Annotated in this window: 20 protein-coding genes; 13 read left to right on the forward strand and 7 right to left on the reverse strand. The window is 62.2% G+C overall.

The genetic code is table 11. The features are described 5' to 3' along the window. Positions 1-147: 147 nt before the first annotated feature. Both BJD99_RS14875 and arcA read left to right on the forward strand, forming a co-directional pair. On the forward strand, positions 148-993 hold the full coding sequence (locus tag BJD99_RS14875; protein ID WP_084347868.1) for an SDR family oxidoreductase: 846 nt from the start codon (positions 148-150) through the stop codon (positions 991-993). Positions 994-1,047: 54 nt separating this feature from the next. Continuing rightward, entirely contained in the window at positions 1,048-2,283 is a 1,236-nt protein-coding gene (arcA, locus tag BJD99_RS14880) for an arginine deiminase (RefSeq protein ID WP_084347870.1), read from the forward strand. 39 nt (positions 2,284-2,322) lie between these two features. Here the strand turns inward: arcA and arsC are convergent, their stop codons facing one another. Beyond that, positions 2,323-2,670: an arsenate reductase (glutaredoxin) gene (gene arsC / locus BJD99_RS14885; RefSeq protein ID WP_084347872.1), complete on the reverse strand. Its 348-nt coding sequence runs from the start codon at positions 2,668-2,670 to the stop codon at positions 2,323-2,325. A gap of 36 nt (positions 2,671-2,706) precedes the next feature. On the opposite strand from arsC, the gene BJD99_RS14890 reads away from it, so the two are divergent. The 4 genes from BJD99_RS14890 to BJD99_RS14905 all read left to right on the forward strand — a co-directional run bounded on the left by BJD99_RS14890 (position 2,707) and on the right by BJD99_RS14905 (position 5,928). After that, positions 2,707-3,363: an NAD(P)H-binding protein gene (locus BJD99_RS14890; RefSeq protein ID WP_084347874.1), complete on the forward strand. Its 657-nt coding sequence runs from the start codon at positions 2,707-2,709 to the stop codon at positions 3,361-3,363. Positions 3,364-3,403: 40 nt separating this feature from the next. After that, positions 3,404-3,763 (forward strand): GntR family transcriptional regulator, encoded by a 360-nt coding sequence (locus BJD99_RS14895; RefSeq protein WP_084347876.1) that lies wholly within the window; start codon positions 3,404-3,406, stop codon positions 3,761-3,763. 59 nt (positions 3,764-3,822) lie between these two features. Then, positions 3,823-4,254: a DoxX family protein gene (locus tag BJD99_RS14900; RefSeq protein WP_084347877.1), complete on the forward strand. Its 432-nt coding sequence runs from the start codon at positions 3,823-3,825 to the stop codon at positions 4,252-4,254. A gap of 96 nt (positions 4,255-4,350) precedes the next feature. Further along, a complete protein-coding gene (locus BJD99_RS14905; protein WP_256895770.1) occupies positions 4,351-5,928 on the forward strand; it encodes a BCCT family transporter in 1,578 nt (525 codons plus the stop codon). Here BJD99_RS14905 and BJD99_RS14910 read toward each other — a convergent pair. Further along, the gene (locus BJD99_RS14910; RefSeq protein ID WP_084347878.1) at positions 5,925-7,463 is read right to left on the reverse strand and encodes a dolichyl-phosphate-mannose--protein mannosyltransferase; all 1,539 of its coding nucleotides are present in this window, start codon (positions 7,461-7,463) and stop codon (positions 5,925-5,927) included. The genes BJD99_RS14905 and BJD99_RS14910 overlap by 4 nt on opposite strands. 60 nt (positions 7,464-7,523) lie before the next feature. Here BJD99_RS14910 and rsmI point away from each other — a divergent pair, with 60 nt between their 5' ends. After that, positions 7,524-8,363: a 16S rRNA (cytidine(1402)-2'-O)-methyltransferase gene (gene rsmI / locus BJD99_RS14915; RefSeq protein ID WP_084348077.1), complete on the forward strand. Its 840-nt coding sequence runs from the start codon at positions 7,524-7,526 to the stop codon at positions 8,361-8,363. A gap of 15 nt (positions 8,364-8,378) precedes the next feature. On the opposite strand, the gene BJD99_RS14920 is transcribed toward rsmI, so the two are convergent. From BJD99_RS14920 to BJD99_RS14930, 3 genes are all read right to left on the reverse strand, one after another. Further along, entirely contained in the window at positions 8,379-8,999 is a 621-nt protein-coding gene (locus BJD99_RS14920; protein WP_084348078.1) for a TetR/AcrR family transcriptional regulator, read from the reverse strand. A gap of 90 nt (positions 9,000-9,089) precedes the next feature. After that, complete coding sequence (locus BJD99_RS14925) at positions 9,090-9,518, reverse strand: SRPBCC family protein (protein WP_084347879.1); 429 nt, start codon at positions 9,516-9,518, stop codon at positions 9,090-9,092. A gap of 14 nt (positions 9,519-9,532) precedes the next feature. After that, positions 9,533-10,555 carry an alpha/beta hydrolase gene (locus tag BJD99_RS14930; RefSeq protein WP_256895771.1) on the reverse strand — a complete coding sequence of 341 codons (1,023 nt, stop codon included), beginning with the start codon at positions 10,553-10,555 and terminating at the stop codon, positions 9,533-9,535. Positions 10,556-10,686: 131 nt separating this feature from the next. On the opposite strand from BJD99_RS14930, the gene BJD99_RS14935 reads away from it, so the two are divergent. Next, the gene (locus tag BJD99_RS14935) at positions 10,687-12,057 is read left to right on the forward strand and encodes a wax ester/triacylglycerol synthase family O-acyltransferase (RefSeq protein ID WP_084347881.1); all 1,371 of its coding nucleotides are present in this window, start codon (positions 10,687-10,689) and stop codon (positions 12,055-12,057) included. Positions 12,058-12,282: 225 nt separating this feature from the next. On the opposite strand, the gene metG is transcribed toward BJD99_RS14935, so the two are convergent. Continuing rightward, the gene (gene metG / locus BJD99_RS14940; protein ID WP_084347882.1) at positions 12,283-13,833 is read right to left on the reverse strand and encodes a methionine--tRNA ligase; all 1,551 of its coding nucleotides are present in this window, start codon (positions 13,831-13,833) and stop codon (positions 12,283-12,285) included. 20 nt (positions 13,834-13,853) lie between these two features. On the opposite strand from metG, the gene BJD99_RS14945 reads away from it, so the two are divergent. The 3 genes from BJD99_RS14945 to rsmA all read left to right on the forward strand — a co-directional run bounded on the left by BJD99_RS14945 (position 13,854) and on the right by rsmA (position 16,856). Further along, positions 13,854-14,693 carry a TatD family hydrolase gene (locus BJD99_RS14945; RefSeq protein WP_084347883.1) on the forward strand — a complete coding sequence of 280 codons (840 nt, stop codon included), beginning with the start codon at positions 13,854-13,856 and terminating at the stop codon, positions 14,691-14,693. Between the two features lie 138 nt (positions 14,694-14,831). Further along, positions 14,832-15,959: a resuscitation-promoting factor gene (locus BJD99_RS14950; RefSeq protein ID WP_084347884.1), complete on the forward strand. Its 1,128-nt coding sequence runs from the start codon at positions 14,832-14,834 to the stop codon at positions 15,957-15,959. A 21-nt stretch (positions 15,960-15,980) separates the two neighbouring features. Continuing rightward, complete coding sequence (gene rsmA, locus BJD99_RS14955; RefSeq protein ID WP_084347885.1) at positions 15,981-16,856, forward strand: 16S rRNA (adenine(1518)-N(6)/adenine(1519)-N(6))-dimethyltransferase RsmA; 876 nt, start codon at positions 15,981-15,983, stop codon at positions 16,854-16,856. 126 nt (positions 16,857-16,982) lie between these two features. Here the strand turns inward: rsmA and BJD99_RS14960 are convergent, their stop codons facing one another. Then, positions 16,983-17,963, reverse strand: coding sequence for a YafY family protein (locus BJD99_RS14960; RefSeq protein WP_084347886.1), 981 nt, complete (start codon positions 17,961-17,963; stop codon positions 16,983-16,985). A 115-nt stretch (positions 17,964-18,078) separates the two neighbouring features. Between BJD99_RS14960 and BJD99_RS14965 the strand changes: the two genes are divergently transcribed. Continuing rightward, positions 18,079-19,014 (forward strand): 4-(cytidine 5'-diphospho)-2-C-methyl-D-erythritol kinase, encoded by a 936-nt coding sequence (locus BJD99_RS14965; RefSeq protein WP_084348079.1) that lies wholly within the window; start codon positions 18,079-18,081, stop codon positions 19,012-19,014. Next, on the forward strand, positions 19,014-20,810 hold the full coding sequence (locus BJD99_RS14970; protein ID WP_084347887.1) for an ABC-F family ATP-binding cassette domain-containing protein: 1,797 nt from the start codon (positions 19,014-19,016) through the stop codon (positions 20,808-20,810). The genes BJD99_RS14965 and BJD99_RS14970 overlap by 1 nt, the downstream gene beginning before the upstream one ends. Positions 20,811-20,951: the final 141 nt, after the last annotated feature.

The raw sequence follows: 20,951 nt of genomic DNA on the forward strand, positions 1-20,951 counted from the left end.
CTCCTCGCCTTGTCTGCTCTGGAAGTGTCCTCCGCCTTGTTTCCTGTGACAACTCGGTGTTGCCCGTGACAACTTGGTCGACGCGTAAGGTGCGGTCAGGAACGCAAAGCAGCATGCCGCCGAGAGTGTGGGAGAAGAGACACCGACATGGGCATCACCGATTTACGCGGTAAGAAGACGTTCATCACCGGTGCAGGTAGCGGGATCGGCCGTGCGACAGCGCTCGCTGCCGGTGCGGCGGGTGCAGAACTCATACTCACCGACATCAACGACGTAAGCCTGAAGGGCACCGTCGACGCCGTCCGGGCTGCAGGTGGAAAGGTCTCTCGCTCAAAATCATTCGATATTTCCGTGTTCGAAGATGTGACTGCATTCGCAGACGAAGTCCATGCAGAGGGCGGCAGTCTCGACATCGTCATGAACGTCGCCGGCATTGCCGCGTGGGGAACCGTGGAGAATCTCGAGCATCGGCACTGGAAGTCCATGATCGATGTAAATCTGATGGGTCCGATCCATGTCATCGAGAACTTCCTGCCGCCGATGGTGAAAGCCGGCCGGGGTGGACACCTGGTGAACGTCTCTTCGGCCGCCGGGCTGATTCCATTGCCGTGGCATGCCGCCTACAGTGCGAGCAAATACGGATTGCGCGGCGCATCCGAGGTGCTCAGATACGACCTGAAGCGGCACGGTATCGGGGTGAGTCTCGTCGTGCCAGGCGGAGTCAAGACAGGCCTGGTCGACACGGTGGACATCGCGGGCGTCGACCGTGACGATCCGCGAGTGCAGAAGCTGCAGCGTCGGTTCGAAGCACGTGCCGTCCAACCGGAGACGGTGGCCGAGGCGATCCTGGCGGGCATCGTGAAGAATCGCTATCTGGTGTACTCGTCCAACGATATTCGGTTCGCTTACTGGTGGGCACGCAAGTTCGCGCCACCGTACGAGTTCGTGCTGCAGAAGGCCAACGATCAATTCAGCAAGCTGCTTCGGAAGTAGTTCGGCAGTTCGGTGAATGACCCAAGGTTGCGCACAGCGCATTACGGTTGAGTGATGACTGCAGAACTCGGCGCTGATTCCGAGGTCGGAACGCTACGTACGGTGATGCTTCACCGCCCGGGCGACGAACTGCGACGCCTTACACCCCGCAACAGTGATCAACTACTGTTCGACGGCATCCCGTGGGTCGATCGAGCGCAGGAGGAACACGACGCGTTCGCGGAACTGCTGCGCGGCCGCGACGTCGAAGTGCTGCTGTTGTCGACGTTGCTCACCGAGGCGATGACGGTGAGCGGAGCAGCGCGGATGCAGGGCATTTCGGCGGCGGTGAACGAGCGGCGTCTCGGCCGCGCGTTGGCGCACGATCTTTCCGCACACCTGCGAGGGGTCCCTGCTGCGGACTTGGCGCAGATCCTCATGGCAGGCATGACGTTCGACGAGCTTCTGGAAGCGGAGAGTGGTGACCCCGAACTCAGTGGCGCGTCACTGGTTCGTCGGATGCACCACGGAGCGGATTTCATCATCGACCCGCTGCCGAATCTGCTGTTCACGCGTGACTCCTCGTTCTGGATCGGTAATCGCGTCGCGATCACGTCCCTGGCGTTGCCTGCTCGTCTACGCGAGACGACCTTGACCGATCTGATCTATGCGTTCCATCCGAGGTTCCTCGGTATTCGGCGCGCCTACGAATCGCGGACGGCTCCGGTCGAAGGAGGCGATGTGCTGTTGCTCGCCCCGGGTGTGGTGGCGGTCGGGGTAGGGGAGCGCACCACTCCTGCCGGTGCAGAGGCATTGGCTCGCAGCCTGATCGAGGATGACCTGGCCCATACGGTGCTGGTTGTTCCTATCGCGCAGGAGCGTGCGTCCATGCATCTGGACACCGTGTGCACGATGGTCGACGTCGATGCCGTCGTGATGTATCCGGCCATTCAGAATACGCTGTCGGCGTACACGATTCGTCGAGAAGATGCCGGCGTTTCCATCCGCGGTGCCGATCCGTTTCTGGAGGCTGCAGCGGACGCGATGGGAATCGGCAAGCTCCGAGTCATCGATACCGGACTCGACCATGTCACCGCCGAACGCGAGCAATGGGACGACGGCAACAACACCCTCGCCCTTGCCCCCGGTGTCGTCGTCGCCTACGAGCGCAATGTCGAGACCAACGCCAGGCTGGAGGCGTCGGGCATCGAGGTGTTGCGGATCAGTGGTTCGGAATTGGGCTCCGGACGTGGCGGTCCGCGGTGCATGTCCTGCCCCGTGGCACGCGATTCGCTCGAGGCCTCTGCCTGAGTGGCAGGAAAGGCATCGTGGCCCACGCCGAACTGCGCATCACAAAATTTCGCAGACCTTGTCCGCTGGTCGCGCCAGCACCGTTCCCTGGTCCGTCACCACGATCGGCCGTTCGATGAGAATGGGGTGCTCGACCATCGCCGCGATGAGTTCGTCCTCGGAGGCGTGAGCCAAGTCGAGTTCCTTGTAGACCGGCTCCTGCGTGCGGATTGCTTGCGAGGCAGAAAGGCCGGCGTCGTCGAGAAGCTTGCGGAGACCGTCCTTCGTCGGCGGCGTGTCCAGGTATTTCACGATCGTCGGTTCCAGCCCGGATTCTTCGATGATCTTCAACGCAGTCCGAGAGGTGTTGCAACGAGGATTGTGGTAAATAGTCGCAGTAGAAGCCATGTTTGTTGATTCTGCCACCAGGGTAGGCGACTAGACATGACGGATCTGAGAGTAGTTATCGCTGGAGGCCACGGAAAGATCGCGCAGCACCTGATTCAGGTGCTCACTGCGCATGGCGACCGCGCGGTCGCATTGATTCGCAACCCCGAACACGAGAGTGCGGTGGAGGCACTGGGTGCCCTTCCCGTGGTGCTCGATCTGGAAACAGCGACGGTCGACGAGGTAGCCGAGGTTCTCGCCGGCGCCGACGCGGCCGTGTTCGCTGCCGGATCGGGCGGATCGGGTGGGGCCGCGAGAAAGGACTCGGTGGACCGAGCAGGTTCGGTGCTCCTGGCCGACGCCGCGGAGAAGGCCGGAGTCAAGCGGTTCATTCAGATCAGTTCCTTCGGTGCAGGTGAGCCGGTAGCCGCTGACGCCGAGGACAGCTGGAAGGCGTACATGGCTGCCAAGACGGCGGCCGAGGAAGATTTGAAAGCCAGAACGAAACTCGACTGGACCATCCTTCGTCCGGGCGGATTGACCGACGAGGACGCGACGGCGCATATTGCCTTGTCCGAGCCACCACTCGAGCGAGGAACGGTGCCGCGCGGCGACGTTGCAAAGGTGATTGCAGCATTGATCGAAACGCCGTCGACGATCGGGAAGACACTGATGTTGACTTCGGGTGGGGTACGCCTGGAAGATGCCCTCTGACTGTCCTGGTTCTGCAGGCGCACGAGAGCAAAGGGTCCATATGCGAGTGCACCTCGATCCAGCATCCAGAACCCCACTGTACGAGCAGCTCCGCAGTGGAATTCTCGATCTGGTGCGAAGCGGAGAATTGATCGCGGAGACGAAGATTCCTACGGTCCGGGGATTGGCTGCGGAGCTTTCCATTGCACCGCACACCGTGGCGAAGGCGTACCGGGAACTCGAGCAGCAGGGAGTCATCGAGGCTCGCGGTCGGCTCGGTACCTTCATCGCGTCCGGAGGTGATCCCACCGAGGACAATGCCGCCCGGGCAGCAATGACGTACGTGGCCGAACTTAGGGCATTGGGGTTGTCCGATGAGCGAGTGCGAAACCTCGTGGACGTCGCTCTCGCTGCAAGTTGACGGTTCAACCTAGTCGTGACAAAGTTGCCGTGTCTTGATGCCGCCTCGAAGGACCTGATATGAAATCGAACATCTTCCGTGACATCGCAACGCTGGTGGCCCGAATCGGGCTCGGCATCATTTTCATCACCCACGGTTGGCAAAAACTCAACACCAACGGTCTCGACGCCACTAAAGCCGCATTCGACGGCATGGGTGTCCCGTTGGCCGGGTTCTCGGCCTACTTCGCAACCTTCGTCGAGCTCATCGGCGGAGTCGCACTCGTTCTCGGCATCTTCACACCGATCGTCGGCATTCTGCTCTTTCTCGACATGCTGGGTGCATTCTTGTTCGTTCACTACGACAAGGGGGTCTTCGTCGGCGAGGGTGGCTACGAATTGGTAGTAGCGCTCGGAGTCGGATCCCTATTGCTGGCGGCCGTCGGCGCCGGACGCTTCAGCCTCGACGGGGTCTCCGGAGGCAAGACGAGCTTGGCGAAAATGCGCTTCTGATTGTCGAACAGATTCATGACCCGGGAGAACCCAAGACTGGAATGAACACGGTTTCCGTATTGCTTTCCGAGCGCCTTAGCCGCAAGGTAAAGCTACATGGCAACGAATATCGAACGATCCCAGGCTTCAACCGGTTCGAACAATGCCGACGAGTACGACGGATTCACACCTGACGAATCCCCACCGCGCACCGATTTTCTTGTCTTCGGCGTCACCGCAGCTATTGCCGCCGCAATTCTGGTCTGGGGCATTCTTGCCGCAGACTCTCTCGAAACCACAACCTCGTCGATCTTGGACTGGCTCGTCACGAACATCGGCTGGCTGTTCATCCTCGCCGCGTCGGGTTTTGTGATGTTCTCGATTTACTTGGCCGTCGGCAAGTTCGGCAAGATCCCACTGGGAAAAGACGGGGAGAAGCCCGAGTTCAATACCGTCAGCTGGATTGCAATGATGTTCAGCGCGGGTATGGGCATCGGGTTGATGTTCTTCGGTGTCTCGGAACCCTTGTCACACTTCGTTACTCCGCCCCCGGGAACCGACGGTTCGGTCGGAACCGCGATGGCGACGACAATGTTTCACTGGAGTCTGCACCCGTGGTCCATCTACGCGGTCGTGGGCCTGGCCGTCGCCTACGGAACGTATCGAAAAGGCCGGAAGCAGCTGATCAGCTCGGCCTTCATTCCACTGATCGGACGTCGCGCAGAAGGCCCGATCGGTAAGGTCATAGACATCCTCGCGATCTTCGCGACCATGTTCGGCACTGCCGCATCCCTTGGACTCGGTGCACTGCAAATCGGCTCCGGCTTCGAGGTTCTCGGCTGGCTCGGTGAATCCGGGACGCTCCTTCTGGTCGCTATCGTTGCCATTCTGACACTGGCCTTCGTCGCCTCTGCTGTCTCCGGCGTCGCGAAAGGGATTCAGTGGCTGTCCAATACCAACATGGTGCTCGCACTGGTGTTGGCGGTATTCGTATTCGTAGTCGGCCCGACGGTGTTGATCCTCAACCTCATTCCGACAACTATCGGCGATTACGCAAGCCAGCTCGTCCACATGTCGGCTCGATCCGCTGCTGCAGGCGACAACGGTGAGACTGCAGGTTGGCTGTCCTCATGGACGATCTTCTACTGGGCATGGTGGGTGTCGTGGACGCCGTTCGTCGGCATGTTCCTTGCACGAATCAGCCGTGGACGCACCATCCGTGAATTCGTCGTCGGCGTCATCCTCGTTCCCAGCGCGGTGAGCCTGGTCTGGTTCTCCATCTTCGGCGGAGCCGGAATCGCCGATCAGCAAGCAGGCAACGATCTGGCTGGCCGCGACAGCAGTGAGTCCCAACTCTTCGGGATGCTCGACAATCTGCCGCTCGCAGGTATTTCCAGCGTTCTCGTCATGATCCTGGTGGCTATCTTCTTCGTCTCCGGCGCCGACGCCGCATCGATGGTGATGGGAACGCTCAGTCAGCGCGGAACACACACTCCGAGCAAATGGGTGGTCATCTTCTGGGGCGTCCTGACCGGTGGCATTGCAGCACTGATGCTCTGGACCGGTGGAGCAGACGCGCTCAACGGATTACAGACGATGACCATCATCGCCGCAGCACCCTTCGTGCTCGTCATGATCGGATTGTCCGTCGCGCTGTACAAAGATCTCTCCAGAGACCCGCTGGTGCGTAGCTAGCGCCAACTCGGTAGCCAGAGTTGCTGCTGCCACAGCTCCGGTGAGATCGGCATCGCGGTCAGGATCGGCCACAACCAGATGAAGTTCGCAACCACCAGGCCGACGTAGAGGCACACCAGTAGTAGCCCCGTGCCTCTACGTTCGGCGGACGCGCGTGCGCGGCCGATGATCTGCCCGAGTATCAACGCGAACCCCATCACCATGAACGGCGCCATCGCGACTGCGTAGAAGTAGTACATCTGCCGGTCGAGCGTGATGAACCATGGCAGAAATCCTGCGGCGTACCCGACGACGACTGCGGCGAATCGCCAATCTCGCCGGACCAGGAACATCCACAAGCCCCACGCGAGCATCGGCACCGCGAGCCACCACATGGCCGGTGTGCCGATCAGCATGATGGCTTTGACGCACGACGGCGTCGAGCAGCCCTGCACCTGCTCACCGTCGGCGAAGTAGTACAGCATCGGGCGCAAGCCCATCGGCCATGTCCACGGCTTCGATTCCCATGGGTGACGGTTCCCCACCGAATTGGTGAGACCCTCGTGAAAGGTCAGTACATTGCCGCTGTAGTACCACAGTGAGCGCAGTGCATCCGGTACGAACGAGAACAGCCCACCGGTACCGATCTGATTCCCGACGGCATGGCGATCGACTCCGGTTTCGCTGGCGAACCACCCTGAGTACGCACACAAGTAGACGATCAACGGCACCACGACGAGGGCGTACAGGGACGGCCCGATGTCTCGAACTGCCGTACCGATCCAGGGCCGCGATACTCCGTTCGCGCGGCGGGCCGCGACGTCGAATCCGACACACAACAGTCCGAAGAACGCGATGAAGTACATCCCGGACCACTTGGTTCCGCAGGCGAGACCGAGCATGATCCCGGCGCCGAAACGCCACCAGCGGACACCGAGCCTCGGCCCGAATTCGCTTGCCTTGATACGTCCTTCGCTTCGTACCTTTGCCATACGTTCACGGACATCGTCTCGATCGACCACCAGGCAACCCAAAGCCGCCGTGACGAAGAACGCCAGGAAGATGTCGAGCATGCCGATGCGTGAGGAGACGAACGTGACGCCGTCGGCGATCAGTAGGACGCCGGCGATCGCGCCAACCAGCGTCGACCGCGCCATCCGCCGTACTATCCGAATCACGATCAGCACCAACAGAGTTCCGAACAGAGCCGACGAGAACCGCCAACCCCAACCGTTGTAGCCGAACAGTGCTTCCCCGGCTGCGATCAATTGCTTGCCGACAGGCGGATGCACGACGAGCCCGTAAGCGGGGTTGTCCTCGACCCCACCGCCGGTGAGCACCTGCCATCCTTGCGGGGCGTAATGCTTCTCGTCGAAGACAGGCGTACCGGCATCGGTGGGGTAACGCAGAATCGCGAAACGGGTGATGGCGGCGATGGCCGTGAGAACGAGAGTGACGATCCATCCGCGTCGCCGATCGGTATCGCGGTAATAGTCGGCCGCTGGAATGGTGGGCCCGGGACTGACGACGGGGCGCGCATCGGTCGACAGGGTCACATGCCGATCGTAGGCGGCGCAGCGGAATGCGAGAAGGTGGGTGTGGGGGATGATGGGTGCATGCTGATCCTTGCCGCAACACCCATGGGCGATGTGGGTGATGCGTCCCAGCGACTGCGCGACGCACTGGCCACGGCCGACGTCGTCGCAGCAGAAGACACCCGAAGGACCAAACAGCTGGCGAGTTCGCTCGGGGTGACCATCACCGGCAAGGTGATCAGCTTCTACGACCAGGTCGAAACTGCGCGTCTTCCGGGGCTGCTCGACGCGGTTCGCGCCGAGAAGTCGGTCTTGTTGGTCACCGACGCGGGCATGCCGTCCGTCAGCGACCCGGGGTACCGGCTGGTGGCCGCCTGCGTCGAGGCCGACCTTCCGGTCACCTGTCTGCCGGGTCCTTCCGCTGTGACCACCGCACTCGCGCTGTCCGGATTACCCGTCGAACGGTTCTGTTTCGACGGGTTCCCACCGCGCAAGCAGGGCCAGCGACGAACCTTTTTCGAGTCCTTGCGGACGGAATCGCGCGCCTGCGTGTTCTTCGAGGCGCCTCACCGTCTCGCTGCCAGTCTCGACGACGCCGTCGCAGTCCTCGGCCCGGATCGACGTGCTGCGGTCTGCAGGGAGCTGACGAAGACCTACGAGGAAGTCAAGCGCGGCACGCTCGACGAGCTGGCGGCGTGGGCTGCCGACGGGGTTCGCGGCGAGATTACCGTCGTGCTCGCCGGAGCACAGCCCGTTGCCGCAGAACCGGAAGATCTGATCGGTGAAGTAGAAGAACTGGTTGCGTCGGGGATGCGGCTCAAGGATGCATGCGCCGAGTTGGCGGTCGGCGGGGTCAGTAAACGCGAGCTGTACGAGGCAGTTCTGGATTCTCGTAAATCTGCGCAGGACACACCGTCGTAAGTTTCGGACAGGCCGTCAGCGGTGGGCCGTGGAGGTGAATTGGTAGGTGGCGGCGTCGACGATCTCCTCGGGAGTGATGGTGATTTCGTCGTTCAGCCATGCGGTGACCAGCTCGGCCAAGCCGCCGACGAACAACAGGCCGTTGATTTCTCCCTGGGGTGGTGGCCACGCTCGATCGCCGTACATTCGGGACGCTTCGTCTGCGACCATCTGAGCGAAGCCACGTAGAGCTGCGCGACGGTGGGTGCGCAGGGGCTCGAACGCAGCGGATTCGATCATCGCAACTCGTCCCTTGCGCGGATCTTCGGTGAGGATGGTGACGAATGAGGAGATGGCATTTCGTACGCGTTCTTCCAGTGTGCCGGTGCTCGCTCGAAGCGCGGCAAGTCCCGCCTCTCGAACTTCGTCGGCGATACCATCCAGGACTTTCTGTAGGAGATCGTCTCTGCCAGTGAAGCTTTCGTAGAAATATCGCTCCGTCAGCTTGGCGTGGCTGCAGATGGCAGTCATCGTGGCGCCACTTTTCCCGGTAGCTGCGAACACGTCCAATCCTGCCTCGAGCAAACTCTCGCGCCGTTGGACTGCCCGTTGGTCTGCGCTCATGCCGCCGTACCGGCGTGGCGTGGATGGAGTCATGGATTGATTTTGACAGATGCGAGCTTCGCGACGCGGAGTGAGCTTCTTCGACAGTGCGTGCTGTCGACTCAGCACCGCGCCTGTAGGAGATCAGCCGACGACCTGCTGACGCAGCCCCTCGGTCGCTGCCTCGAGGATGGTTTTGGTGCCCTTCCGGATGAGAAAACCTGGAATCGGAATCTTCGGGTCGATGGTCAGCTCGAACGCCACATGAGTGCCCTTGGCAGTCGGCGTCAACGTGTACTCGCCGTGCTGCGCCTTCTGCTGCGACCCCTCCACCAGATCCCAGCTGACAGTCGTATCGGTCCAGGTGTACTCCACGACCTGGTCGTCGTTGATTCCCAGGATCGATACTGCCATCTTGACGTGATGGGGGCGGCCGTCGTCGAAACGATCGATGACCTCGATCTTTTTGTGGACCGGCGACCACGACGGGAGCGCTTCCACATCTGCGAGAACTTCGAGCACCGCCGCGGGATCGGCATCGATATCGACATCTTTGTTCGCTGTGACTGCCATGGGGACAAGGTAACTCAGGCGGAGCGGTCCGCGACCGGAATCGAGCCATGCGAGCGCACGAAGTCACCGATCCGCTGCAGCGCGCGGTGTGCTTCCGGTAGGAAGTCCGCGACCTGGAACACGTGCACCTGATCCGCCCATACTTGGAGTTCGCAATCGACGCCCGCAGCGCCGAGCCTCTCCGTCATCAACTCGGCGTCGGCAAGGATCATCTCGGTGGACCCAGCTTGAATCAGCACCGGCGGTAACCCGCGTAGGTCTGCGTCGACGGGTGAAACCCTCGGCCCCTGTTCTCCTTCGACGACGATCCGGGCCTCGACCCTGTCTGCCAGCACAGTCAGTGGAGGCACTGCCTCGGGCGGGAAGATAGCGCATTTCGACGCGTTCTCGTGGTTGAGCTTGTTCGTCGGGTCCATGTCCGTCAACGGTGACATCGCGAAAATGCCGGCAGGCATCGGTAGATCCAACGTCTCCAACGCCAAGGTGACCATGAAGGCGAGGTAGCCACCGGCAGAGTCGCCGGCGATGAAGATCTGATCGGGGCGGTATCCCGAATCGAGAAGAAAGCGGTAGCCGTCGACGCCGTCCTCGACCGCATGAGCGATCGGATTACGGGGCATCATCCGGTAGTCGACCGAGAGCACGGGCGCACCGACATACTGCGAGATCCGCGACGTCAGCCTGCGGTGGGTATTGAGCCCGCAGCAGATGAAGGCTCCTCCGTGCAGGTACAGCACCACATTGTCGTTACGGACTCCTTCGGCACGAATCCATTCGGCGTAGCAATCGGCGAGCATGATCCGGTTGCACTGCGCACCCTTCACTGCAGGCATCAGCATGCCTGCGTAGTCGACGAGTCCCATCGGCCACGGAAGATGTGGCGCCTTGGCCCACAGTGACAAAAAGGGGCGAATCGAGAACTGCAAGCCCGTGGAAAGTGCTCGTGAGCGCAGACTGCCACCAGGCAAATCTTGCCTGCGGGGTGCGCGGTCAGGCGTCGACTGGGGCTGCCGTAGTGCGGTGAGCGCTGTGTTCATCGTCTTCGCCTCGATTCGGCAGTTGTTTGGAACTCCTACTAACGGACCTTAGCGTGTGACACATATCGCTCGAACGTAAGGTCGTGTTCGATGTCACACCGTGATCGAAACTAGGCTCAAAGGTGATCCACATGGCGCTCATGCCCGTTACTGAATCCATGTTCCTGATCGCTGAATCGCGTGAGCATCCGATGCACGTCGGAAGCCTCCAATTGTTCGTGCCACCAGGGGAACCGCATGACTTCGCACAGGAGGTCCACGACAAGTTGACGAAAGGTGAAGTTCACGAGTTGTTTCGTAAGCGCCCCGGTCGGCCCGTCAATGTCATGGGCAGCCTCGCGTGGTCACGTGAGCAGGACATCGACTTCGACTACCATGTCAGGAGATCAGTTCTGCCCTCTCCCGGGCGAATCAGAGAGCTGTTCCAGTTCCTGTCGCTCAATCACAGCACTCCTCTCGACCGGTACCGGCCGATGTGGGAAGTGCACATCATCGAAGGCCTCGCCGACGACCGCATCGCGCTGTACACCAAGGTGCATCACTCCCTCGTCGACGGTGTCTCGGCCCTGAAGTTGACGTTCAACGCTCTCAGTACCGATCCCGATGACAGAAACGGTGTCGCCACATGGGATCCGTCACTGTTCCGCGAGAAGAAACCGCGTGAAACACCGTCCGCACTCGAACGAATCACCGGCGGGTTGGCCCTAGGGCGCACCATTGCCGCTGATCTCGTTGACTTTCTGCCCGCAGCAACCCGAATCGGATTGCGCGCCATGCGAAACGAAGGCGCACAGCTACCGCTGCGTGCACCCCGCACGATGTTCAACGTGCCGATCGGTGGAGCTCGACGTTTCGCGGCCGAAAGCTGGTCCCTCGAACGAATGACGAAAGTAGCCAAAGCGCGAGGTGTAACCCTGAACGACATCGTGCTCGCGATGTGCTCCGGTGCGCTGCGGTCCTACCTCATCGATCAAGAAGCTCTGCCCGAATCGCCTTTGATCGCAATGGTTCCGGTATCCCTCCGCAAGCCAGGGGAGGACAAAGGGCCCGGTAACTCGGTCTCGGTGATTCTGTGCAATCTCGGCACCCACGAATCCGACCCACTTGCCCGACTCGACGCCATCACCGACTCCACCGCCAAGGGCAAGAACATGATGCGCGAACTCAACACCCTCGAATCACTGGCAATCGGCGCAGTGACCGTGGCGCCGTTGCTGTTCGGGCCGGTACCCGGCTTCGTCAACTACACGCCCCCGCCGTTCAACGTCATCATCTCGAACGTGCCGGGCACCTCCGAGGAATTGTATTGGAACGGAGCCAAACTCGACGGTATCTACCCGGCCTCGATCGTCTGCGACGGCATGGCATTGAACATCACCGTCGCCAGCAACGGAGATTCGGTGAACTTCGGGCTCATCTGCTGCAGGCGCAGCGTCCCGCATCTGCAGCGGATGCTGACGCATCTGGAGAACTCCCTGGAGGAGTTGGAAAAGACGCTGTAGGCGGGGCGGGGGTAGGTGGCCTCCGCTGACGCCCGCTTACCGCCGCTTGAATGGACCCGTCAAGTTATCTGATCGTATGAGTGGACCATTGAAGCGGTCGGGATGCAGGCCGCCAGCGCCGCTTGAATGGACCCGTCAAGCTATCTGATCGTATGAATGGACCATTCAAGCGATGCGGGGGGCGGCCCGACACCGACACCGACACCTACGCCGCCACTATGCGTGCTACTTGACCTCGTATTTCGGGAAGACCGGTGATGGTGCGGGTAGAGGCGTACCTACGACGATTCGGCTGCTGATATCGGAGAATTCGTGCGCTGGGCTGCCGAGTAGTTCGAGGATGCGGGCGGCCGAGTCGGGCATGATCGGCTGCACCAGAATTGCGACGATGCGCAGCACTTCCATCGTCACGTAGAGCACAGTTGCCATGCGTGCCGGGTCCGTTTTGCGCAGTACCCATGGCTCCTGCTGCGAGAAGTAGCGGTTGGTCTCGCCGAGAACCGACCAGATCGCCTCGACGGCCGAATGCAGTGCCTGCACGTCGAATTCGCGTCGGCAGATCTCGAGCAGTTCGTCTGCGCGTGCCAGCATCGCGGAGTCTTCGGCGGTGAATTCGCCCGGTGTGGGCACCACGGCATCACAGTTCTTGGCGACCATTGTCAGCGAACGCTGCGCCAGGTTGCCGAGTTCGTTCGACAGGTCGGCGTTCATTCGCGTCACGATCGCCTCGGCGCTGTAGCTCCCGTCCTGGCCGAACGAGACCTCGCGCAACAGGAAGAAACGGAGTGAATCGAGTCCGAACTCCTCGACCAATGCGAAGGGGTCGACGACGTTTCCGACCGACTTGGACATCTTCTCGCCCTTGTTGTTCAAGAAGCCGTGGACGAACACCCTCTTGGGCAGTTCGACACCGGCGGACATCAGGAACGCAGGCCAGAACACGGTATGGAAACGCGTGATGTCCTTGCCGATGATGTGAAGGTCTGCGGGCCAATACTTCTGGTACTTCGCCGACTCGGTGTCCGGGTAGCCGACGCCGGTGATGTAGTTGGTCAAGGCGTCGACCCACACGTACATCACGTGCTCGGGATCGTTCGGTACCTGGATGCCCCAGTCGAACGTCGTCCGAGAAATCGACAGATCTCGCAGTCCGCCCTTGACGAAGTTGACGATCTCGTTGCGGCGCGAGACAGGTGCGATGAAGTCGGGCTGCGCGTCGTAGAGCGCGAGGAGCTTGTCCTGATATGCCGACAGACGGAAGAAGTACGACGCTTCCTCGGTCCACTCGACAGGAGTGTTCGTTTCGGTGGCGACGCGGGTGCCGTCGTCGGCGACTGTGGTCTCGGCCTCGGTGTAGAAGGCCTCGTCGCGAACGGAGTACCAACCGGAGAACGCGTCGAGGTAGATGTCGCCGTTGGCCTCCATGCGCCTCCACAGCTCCTTGCTGGCGGCGTGGTGGTCTTCGTCGGTGGTGCGGATGAACCGGTCGTGGGAGATGCCGAGGGCCTTGTCGAGCTCCTCGAAGGCATCGGAGTTGCGTGCAGCGAGATCGACGACGTCGATGCCTTCTTTGACGGCCGTCTGCTGCATCTTCAGACCGTGTTCGTCGGTTCCGGTCAGAAACATGACGTCGAAACCGTCGAGTCGCTTGAATCGGGCGATCACATCCGTCGCGATGTACTCGTAGGCGTGTCCGATGTGCGGAACGCCGTTCGGGTACGCGATAGCAGTTGTGACGTAGAAGGAGGGCCGTGAGGCATCAGCTGGCGCAGTCATGGTTCGCCTACTCTATCGGCGTGAGCAAAGACCGTCCTGCACCACCATTGCCCGAGCCGCTCGGCCACCTCGTCGACGCCCATACCCACCTTGACGCATGCGGTGCCGTCGATGCGGCCAGTGTGGCTGCCATCCTCGACCGAGCCGAGTCAGTAGGCGTTTCTCGCGTGGTGACCGTTGCCGACGACCTCGCTGCCGCACACTTCGCCGTCGACGCTGCTCATTGGGATCGGCGAGTGTGGGCGGCCACGGCGATACATCCGACGCGAGCCAACGTGCTCGACGAGACGACCCGTAGCGAAATCGAGCAGCTTTCTGCGGATCCTCGGGTCGTTGCGGTGGGGGAGACCGGCCTGGACTACTACTGGCCTGGCAAACTCGACGGCTGCGCGACGGTCGAGGAACAGCACGAGGGATTTCGCTGGCACATCGATCTGGCAAAGCGGCTGCACAAGCCACTGATGATTCACAATCGCGAGGCCGACGACGATCTGCTGGCGGCCCTGAAGTCCGAAGGCGCCCCCGAGACCGTGATCTTCCATTGCTTCTCCTCGGGGCCGGAAATGGCGAGGGCCTGCATCGACGCGGGGTACGTGCTGAGCCTGTCCGGGACCGTCAGTTTCAAGAACGCTCACGCTTTGCGGGAAGCGGCGGCACTGATCCCGGATGCGCAGTTGCTGGTGGAAACCGACGCTCCCTTTCTGACACCCCATCCGTACCGCGGGGCCCCGAACGAGTCCTACTGCCTGCCGTACACCGCTCGGGCGCTCGCGGAGATCCGGGGTCAGGACCCTGGGGAGCTTGCCGCCCACGTCACGGCCAATGCGGAACGGGTGTACTCGCTCCCGTCTGGGCAGTAGCGGAAAGCCACAACGCGGCGCTGATTGCAACCGGCTGCTTACTTGGGTTGCGAGATATCCACCAATTCGTTACCGTACCGTGACCGACCGCCGGGCGTTTCGAACCGAAGGTAACGCTCCAGAATCCAGGAATCGCTTGTGTCTAGTATTGCCCGCCTTAACTCCACCAGGTCTTTGACCTTCTACCTGGTGGTCGCCGCGCTGCTGGCGACGTTGATCGTCGGGGGCGTCACCGCCGTCGCTCGTCACAAAACCGTGACAATCGACGTCGATGGCGAGATGATCACGCTCAGCACGATGACGTCCGACGTCAACGGCGCGTTGGGCGCGGCTGGATACGAACCGAGTGACAAGGATCTGGTAGTGCCTTCCGGCGATTCGTCGCTGTCCGACGGCGAGACGGTCGTCCTCCGGCGCGCTCGTGAACTGAGCGTGACGGTGGATGGCCAACCCCGAGCCGTCTGGACCACAGCATTGACGGTCGACGAAGCTCTTTCGCAGATGGATCTGGCTCAGGACGTGCACGTTTCCGCTTCGCGCGGTGAGCGACTGCCACTGGAAGGCACGTCGCTGGAAATCGCACTGCCCAAACAGGTCTCGCTCGTCGACGGAGCTGCTCCGGCTGCACCGGTGACACTGGCGGCACCTACCGTCCGGGAACTGCTCGAGCAGGCAGGCGCGCCACTCCAAGAAGCCGACACGGTTGTCCCTGCACCCGACGAGATCGTCACCGAAGGCGCGTCGATCATCGTCACCCGAGATCGAACCGAGACCAAGTCCGAAACCGCCGATGTAGCGCCACCCGAGCAGCGCATCGAGGACCCGACGATGAACATGAGCCGCACCGTCCTCGAGAATCCCGGCGCACCCGGCATCTCCGACATCACCTGGGCGATCAACACCGTCAACGGCAAGGAAGTCGGCCGCGAAAAGGTAACCGAGACCGTCAAGGTTCCGGCGCAACCGAAGATAGTTCGAGTCGGTGCCAAGCCGGGCACCGAGGTCCCGCCCGTCGAGAACGGCAGCACCTGGGACGCACTCGCACAATGTGAAGCAACAGGTAACTGGGCCATCAATACCGGCAACGGATTCTTCGGTGGAGTGCAGTTCGACCAGAACACCTGGGAGCGCCAAGGCGGCCTCAAATACGCGCCCCGCGCCGACCTTGCGAGCCGCGAAGAGCAGATCGCCATCGCTTCGGTGACGCAGAAGTCCCAGGGATGGGGAGCGTGGCCTGCGTGCACCTCCCGCCTCGGCTACCGATGACAGGTGCGTAGAGTTTTCACAGTGCAAGAACATGTGAGGGAACCCGCGGCGCTGCTAGGGCCTGCGGAGGTGCGATCTCTCGCCGCCGAGTTGGACGTGCGTCCTACCAAGCAACTCGGCCAAAACTTCGTGCACGACGCCAATACGGTGCGACGCATTGCGGCCGCAGCCGACATCTGTGGCAGCGATACGGTCCTCGAGGTCGGGCCTGGTCTGGGCTCATTGACGCTGGCCCTGCTCGACGTCGCAGACGCCGTCATTGCCATCGAGATCGATCCGAAGTTGGCATCACGGCTGCCGCAGACAGTTGCCGAGCGAGCACCGTCGCTGGCCGACCGACTCACCGTCGTCGAATATGACGCGCTGAGAATCAAGGCTGCCGACATTCCAGGTGAGCCGGCTGCCCTCGTCGCGAATCTTCCCTACAACGTAGCGGTTCCGGTTCTGCTGCACCTGTTTTCGGAACTGCCGTCGCTCCGTACCGCTTTGGTGATGGTTCAGGCAGAAGTAGCCGATCGGCTCGCCGCAGACCCCGGCAACAAGATCTACGGCATCCCCAGCGTCAAGGCAGGCTTTTTCGGAACCGTCAAACGCGCAGGATCCGTCGGGCGTTCGGTATTTTGGCCGGTGCCGAAAGTGGAGTCCGGGCTGGTACGGCTCGATCGGTACGCAGAGCCACCGTGGTCCATGGACGACGCCCATCGACGTGCCGTGTTCGCCGTCATCGACGCCGCATTCGCGCAACGTCGCAAAACCCTCCGTGCAGCACTCAGCGGTTGGGCCGGCTCGCCCGTCATCGCGGAACGCCGGTTACGCGAAGCCGGGATCGACCCATCTGCTCGCGGGGAAACTCTCGACGCCGCTGCCTACGTGCGGTTGGCGGCAACCGAAGCCTGAGGTGTCGGGATTGCTCGGTCCAGATCGCTCCGTTCCAGATCGCTTCAATGGTCCACTCATACGATCAGATAACTTCAGTGGTTCATTCAAGCGCAGGAGGAGTCGGCTTCAGCGCGCCCAGGCCCTTCACACTCCGTCAGCACCCGCTCGGTACCGACGGCTGAGCATTGTGTGTCGCTCCGCGAGCACTCGGCACTCGTCGGCGAGTTGCGGCGGATCGAGGACCGTGAAGTCCGTGTCGAAGGCGGACAGCCATCGAGCGATCGACGGTAGTGAATCTCCGGCCAACGCGATGATGCAGGTCTCGTCGCTCTCGGACTCGAGGGTGCCCCATTCCGCGTCGACCATCGGTGCGATCGTCTCGATCGGTGAGTGCAGCCGTATCCGTGCCTGCACCTGAGCGAGTGCACGGTCGATTCCCCGTGCGACGAATGCCGCTGCCCCGCCGTCGGGCAATTCTCGTGGGGTGAAGCGCGGACCCGTCGGGATCTTCGGTTGGAGTCGATCGACGCGGAACGATCGCCAGTCCTGACGGAACAGGTCCCAGCCGAGCAAGTACCACCGCGAGCCCGCCCGCACCAGGCTGTACGGCTCCACCTCGCGCCTGGTCTCGGTCCCGTCGTGGCTGCGGTAATCGAAGCGCAGTCGTTCCTGGCCATGGCACACACCCGCAACTGCCGACAACACCTCAGCGTCGACGGCGGATCGTGCAGCTGGACGATCTACGACGTCGATGCGCAGGGCGTCGAGTCGGTGCCGAATGCGCGACGGCATAACCTGGCGCAACTTGGTCAGCGCGCGCAACGACGCCTCTCCGATGCCCGCTACCGAGCCGCCGGCCGCCGATTGGAGTCCGAATGCCACTGCGAGTGCTTCGTCGTCGTCGAGTAGCAGGGGAGGCATTTCGGCACCCGCACCCAGCTGATAGCCGCCGCCAACGCCGGCGGTGGCGTGGACCGGGTATCCGATCTCGCGGAGCTTGTCCACATCGCGTCTGACCGTGCGCGGGGTGACGTTCAGTCGGTCCGCGAGGTCGGCTCCTGCCCAGTCACGTCGTGTCTGGAGCAGAGACAGCAACTTCAGAAGTCGTGCCGAGGTTTCCCGCATACCTCGATAATGGCAGCAATTGCGGACCGATACTGTCCGCGGTCGGGGTGACCGGGGAGTTAGGACGGCCACACGAATGTGGGGTACCACGATTTCTCCACTACTGTTGACCCTCGTGCTCTCAGTCGTCCCCAGCCCCGTAGTCGTCAGGGCTCCGTCCAAGGTGAATCTGCACCTCTCGGTCGGTGACCTGCGCGAGGACGGCTACCACGAGCTCACCACGGTGTTTCAGGCGCTGTCGTTGGCCGACGAAGTTTCGGTAGTGCCGGCTCGCGCGTTACGCGTGAGTGTTCGCGGCGATGATGCGCGGTCGGTTCCGACCGACGAGCGCAATCTGGTGTGGAAGGCAGCGGTGCTACTTGCCGACGCCGTCGGACGTGAGCCGGGCGTCGAGATCACCATCGACAAGGGCATCCCGGTGGCCGGCGGTATGGCTGGTGGGAGCACGGACGCAGCGGCGACGCTCGTCGCGCTCAACGCCCTGTGGGATCTGGATCTCTCCCGAGCGGAGTTGACCGACCTGGCTGCCAAGCTCGGCAGCGATGTCCCGTTCGTATTGCACGGCGGAACTGCGATGGGTACCGGCCGAGGGGAGAAGCTGCTTCCGATCCTCTCGCGCAACACATTCCATTGGGTACTCGCCTTGGCCAAGGGCGGACTGCAGACCCCTGCCGTGTTCGCCGAGTTGGACGAGCTGCGCGCCAAAGGAAACCCGCCGCGTCTCGGTGAGCCAGAGGCTCTGATGCATGCGCTCGCGACGGGTGATGCGAATGCGCTTGCGCCGCTTCTCGGTAACGATCTGCAGGCTGCTGCGGTATCGCTGCTTCCGCAACTGCGCCGCACCTTGCGCGCAGGGGTGAACGCCGGCGCTCTGGCCGGGATCGTCTCCGGGTCCGGTCCCACGTGCGCTTTTCTGTGTGCTGACGCTGATACCGCAGTGTCGGTCAGTGCTGAACTATCCGGTGCGGGTGTCTGCCGCACCGTGCGTGTCGCGAGTGGCCCGGTTCCCGGCGCTCGCGTGGTAACTAGTGAATCGATTGGTTTCTCCTGATGGTCAATCTCGTCAATCTCGAAAACGTCTCCAAGTCTTTCGGCGTCAAACCGCTGCTCGACGGAGTGTCCCTCGGAGTGCAGGAGGGCGAACGCATCGGCATGGTCGGCCTCAACGGTGGTGGTAAGACCACCACGCTCGAGGTTCTCGCCGGCATCGAGCCGCCCGACTCGGGGCGGGTCAGTCGGGTCGGCGGGCTGCGGATGGCCGTCGTCACCCAGCGCGGTGTGCTGCCTCCGGGCTCGACCGTCGGGCAGGTCGTTCTCGATCCGCTCGGCATGGCCGAGCACGAGTGGGCGGGCGACTCACGCGTACGAAACATCCTGACCGGCATCGGTATTGCCGACCTCGGTCCTATCGGTAGCTCGGGGCTCGACGCGTCCATCGACAACCTGTCCGGCGGTGAGCGCCGAAGAGTCGCGCTGGCGGCGGCGCTCGTCCAGGATCTCGACCTGTTGGTGCTCGACGAGCCGACCAACCATCTCGACGTGGAAGGCGTGCAGTGGCTCGCCGCGCATCTGGTTTCGCGTCGGAGCGCGCTCGTCGTCGTCACTCACGATCGTTGGTTCCTCGATACGGTGGCGAACCAGACGTGGGAGGTCGTCGGCGGCGGCGTCGAAACCTACGAGGGTGGATACAACGACTGGGTGTTCGCTCGTGCCGAGCGCAGCAGGCAGGCCGATGCTTCCGAGGAGCGTCGACGCAACCTGGCGCGTAAAGAGTTGGCGTGGCTGCGTCGCGGCGCACCGGCCAGAACCTCGAAGCCCAAGTACCGGATCGAAGCGGCCGAAGCGTTGATCGCCGACGTGCCTGCGCCGCGCGACTCCGTTGCCTTGGCGTCGTTCGCACAGCGTCGACTCGGCAAGGTCGTCATCGAACTGGAAGATGCACGACTCGAAACTCCGGACGGCCGTGAACTGGTTCGCGACTTCACCTGGCGCCTGGCTCCGGGGGAACGAGTGGGTCTGGTAGGGGTCAACGGTTCCGGTAAGACCACGCTCCTGCGCACCCTTGCCGGTGAGTTGGAACCCGCCGTCGGCAAGCGTATTCAAGGTCAGACCGTCAAGATCGGTTGGCTCAAGCAAGAATTGGACGATCTGCCCAAGAAGCTGCGAGTTCTCGACGCAGTCAAAGAGGTAGCTGAGCGAATCACCCTGGGCGACAAAGAGGTATCGGCGGGCCAGCTCGCCGAACGTCTGGGGTTCACCCCTGCCCGTCAGCGGACTCCAGTCGGTGATCTGTCCGGCGGCGAGCGTCGACGGTTGCAGCTCACACGGGTATTGATGGCGGAGCCCAACGTGCTGTTGCTCGACGAGCCCACCAACGATCTCGATATCGACACACTGCAACAGCTCGAGGACCTGCTCGACGGTTGGGCAGGCACCATGGTGGTCATCAGCCACGACCGGTACCTCATCGAGCGGATCTGTGACTCGACCTGGGCGCTGTTCGGTGATGGCAAGCTCACCAATCTCCCCGGTGGCATCGAGGAGTACTTGCGTCGTCGCGCGGTGATGGCGGCCGAGGCCACACCGGATTCGCTCACCACCGGCGGTGTCGTCAAGACCGCTGTGCGTGACGCCGGATCCGAGAGGGCTGCTCGTAAGGAGCTCAGCAAGCTGGAGAAGTCCGTCATTCGTTTGTCGAAGAGGGAAGCGGAGCTGCACGCCGAACTGGCCGAGGTGGCCACCGATCCGGGCAAGCTGGTGGCATTGGACACCGAGCTCAAGCAGGTGGTGGCGGACAAGGACGTCGCCGAGGAGCGTTGGATGGAGCTGGCCGCCGAGCTGGAGTGACCTGCACATGATGGCGGTGTTCGACGGCAGTAGGTACTTTCGATAGCAGGACGGTTCGGCGGACCGCGCACACCGGATACGAGAGGACCCACGAGTACATCGTGTCCATACTTTTCATACCGAGCTTCCAGCCGAGCGCCG

This window comes from Rhodococcus sp. 1163 (assembly GCF_002091985.1).
GTDB lineage: Bacteria > Actinomycetota > Actinomycetes > Mycobacteriales > Mycobacteriaceae > Rhodococcoides.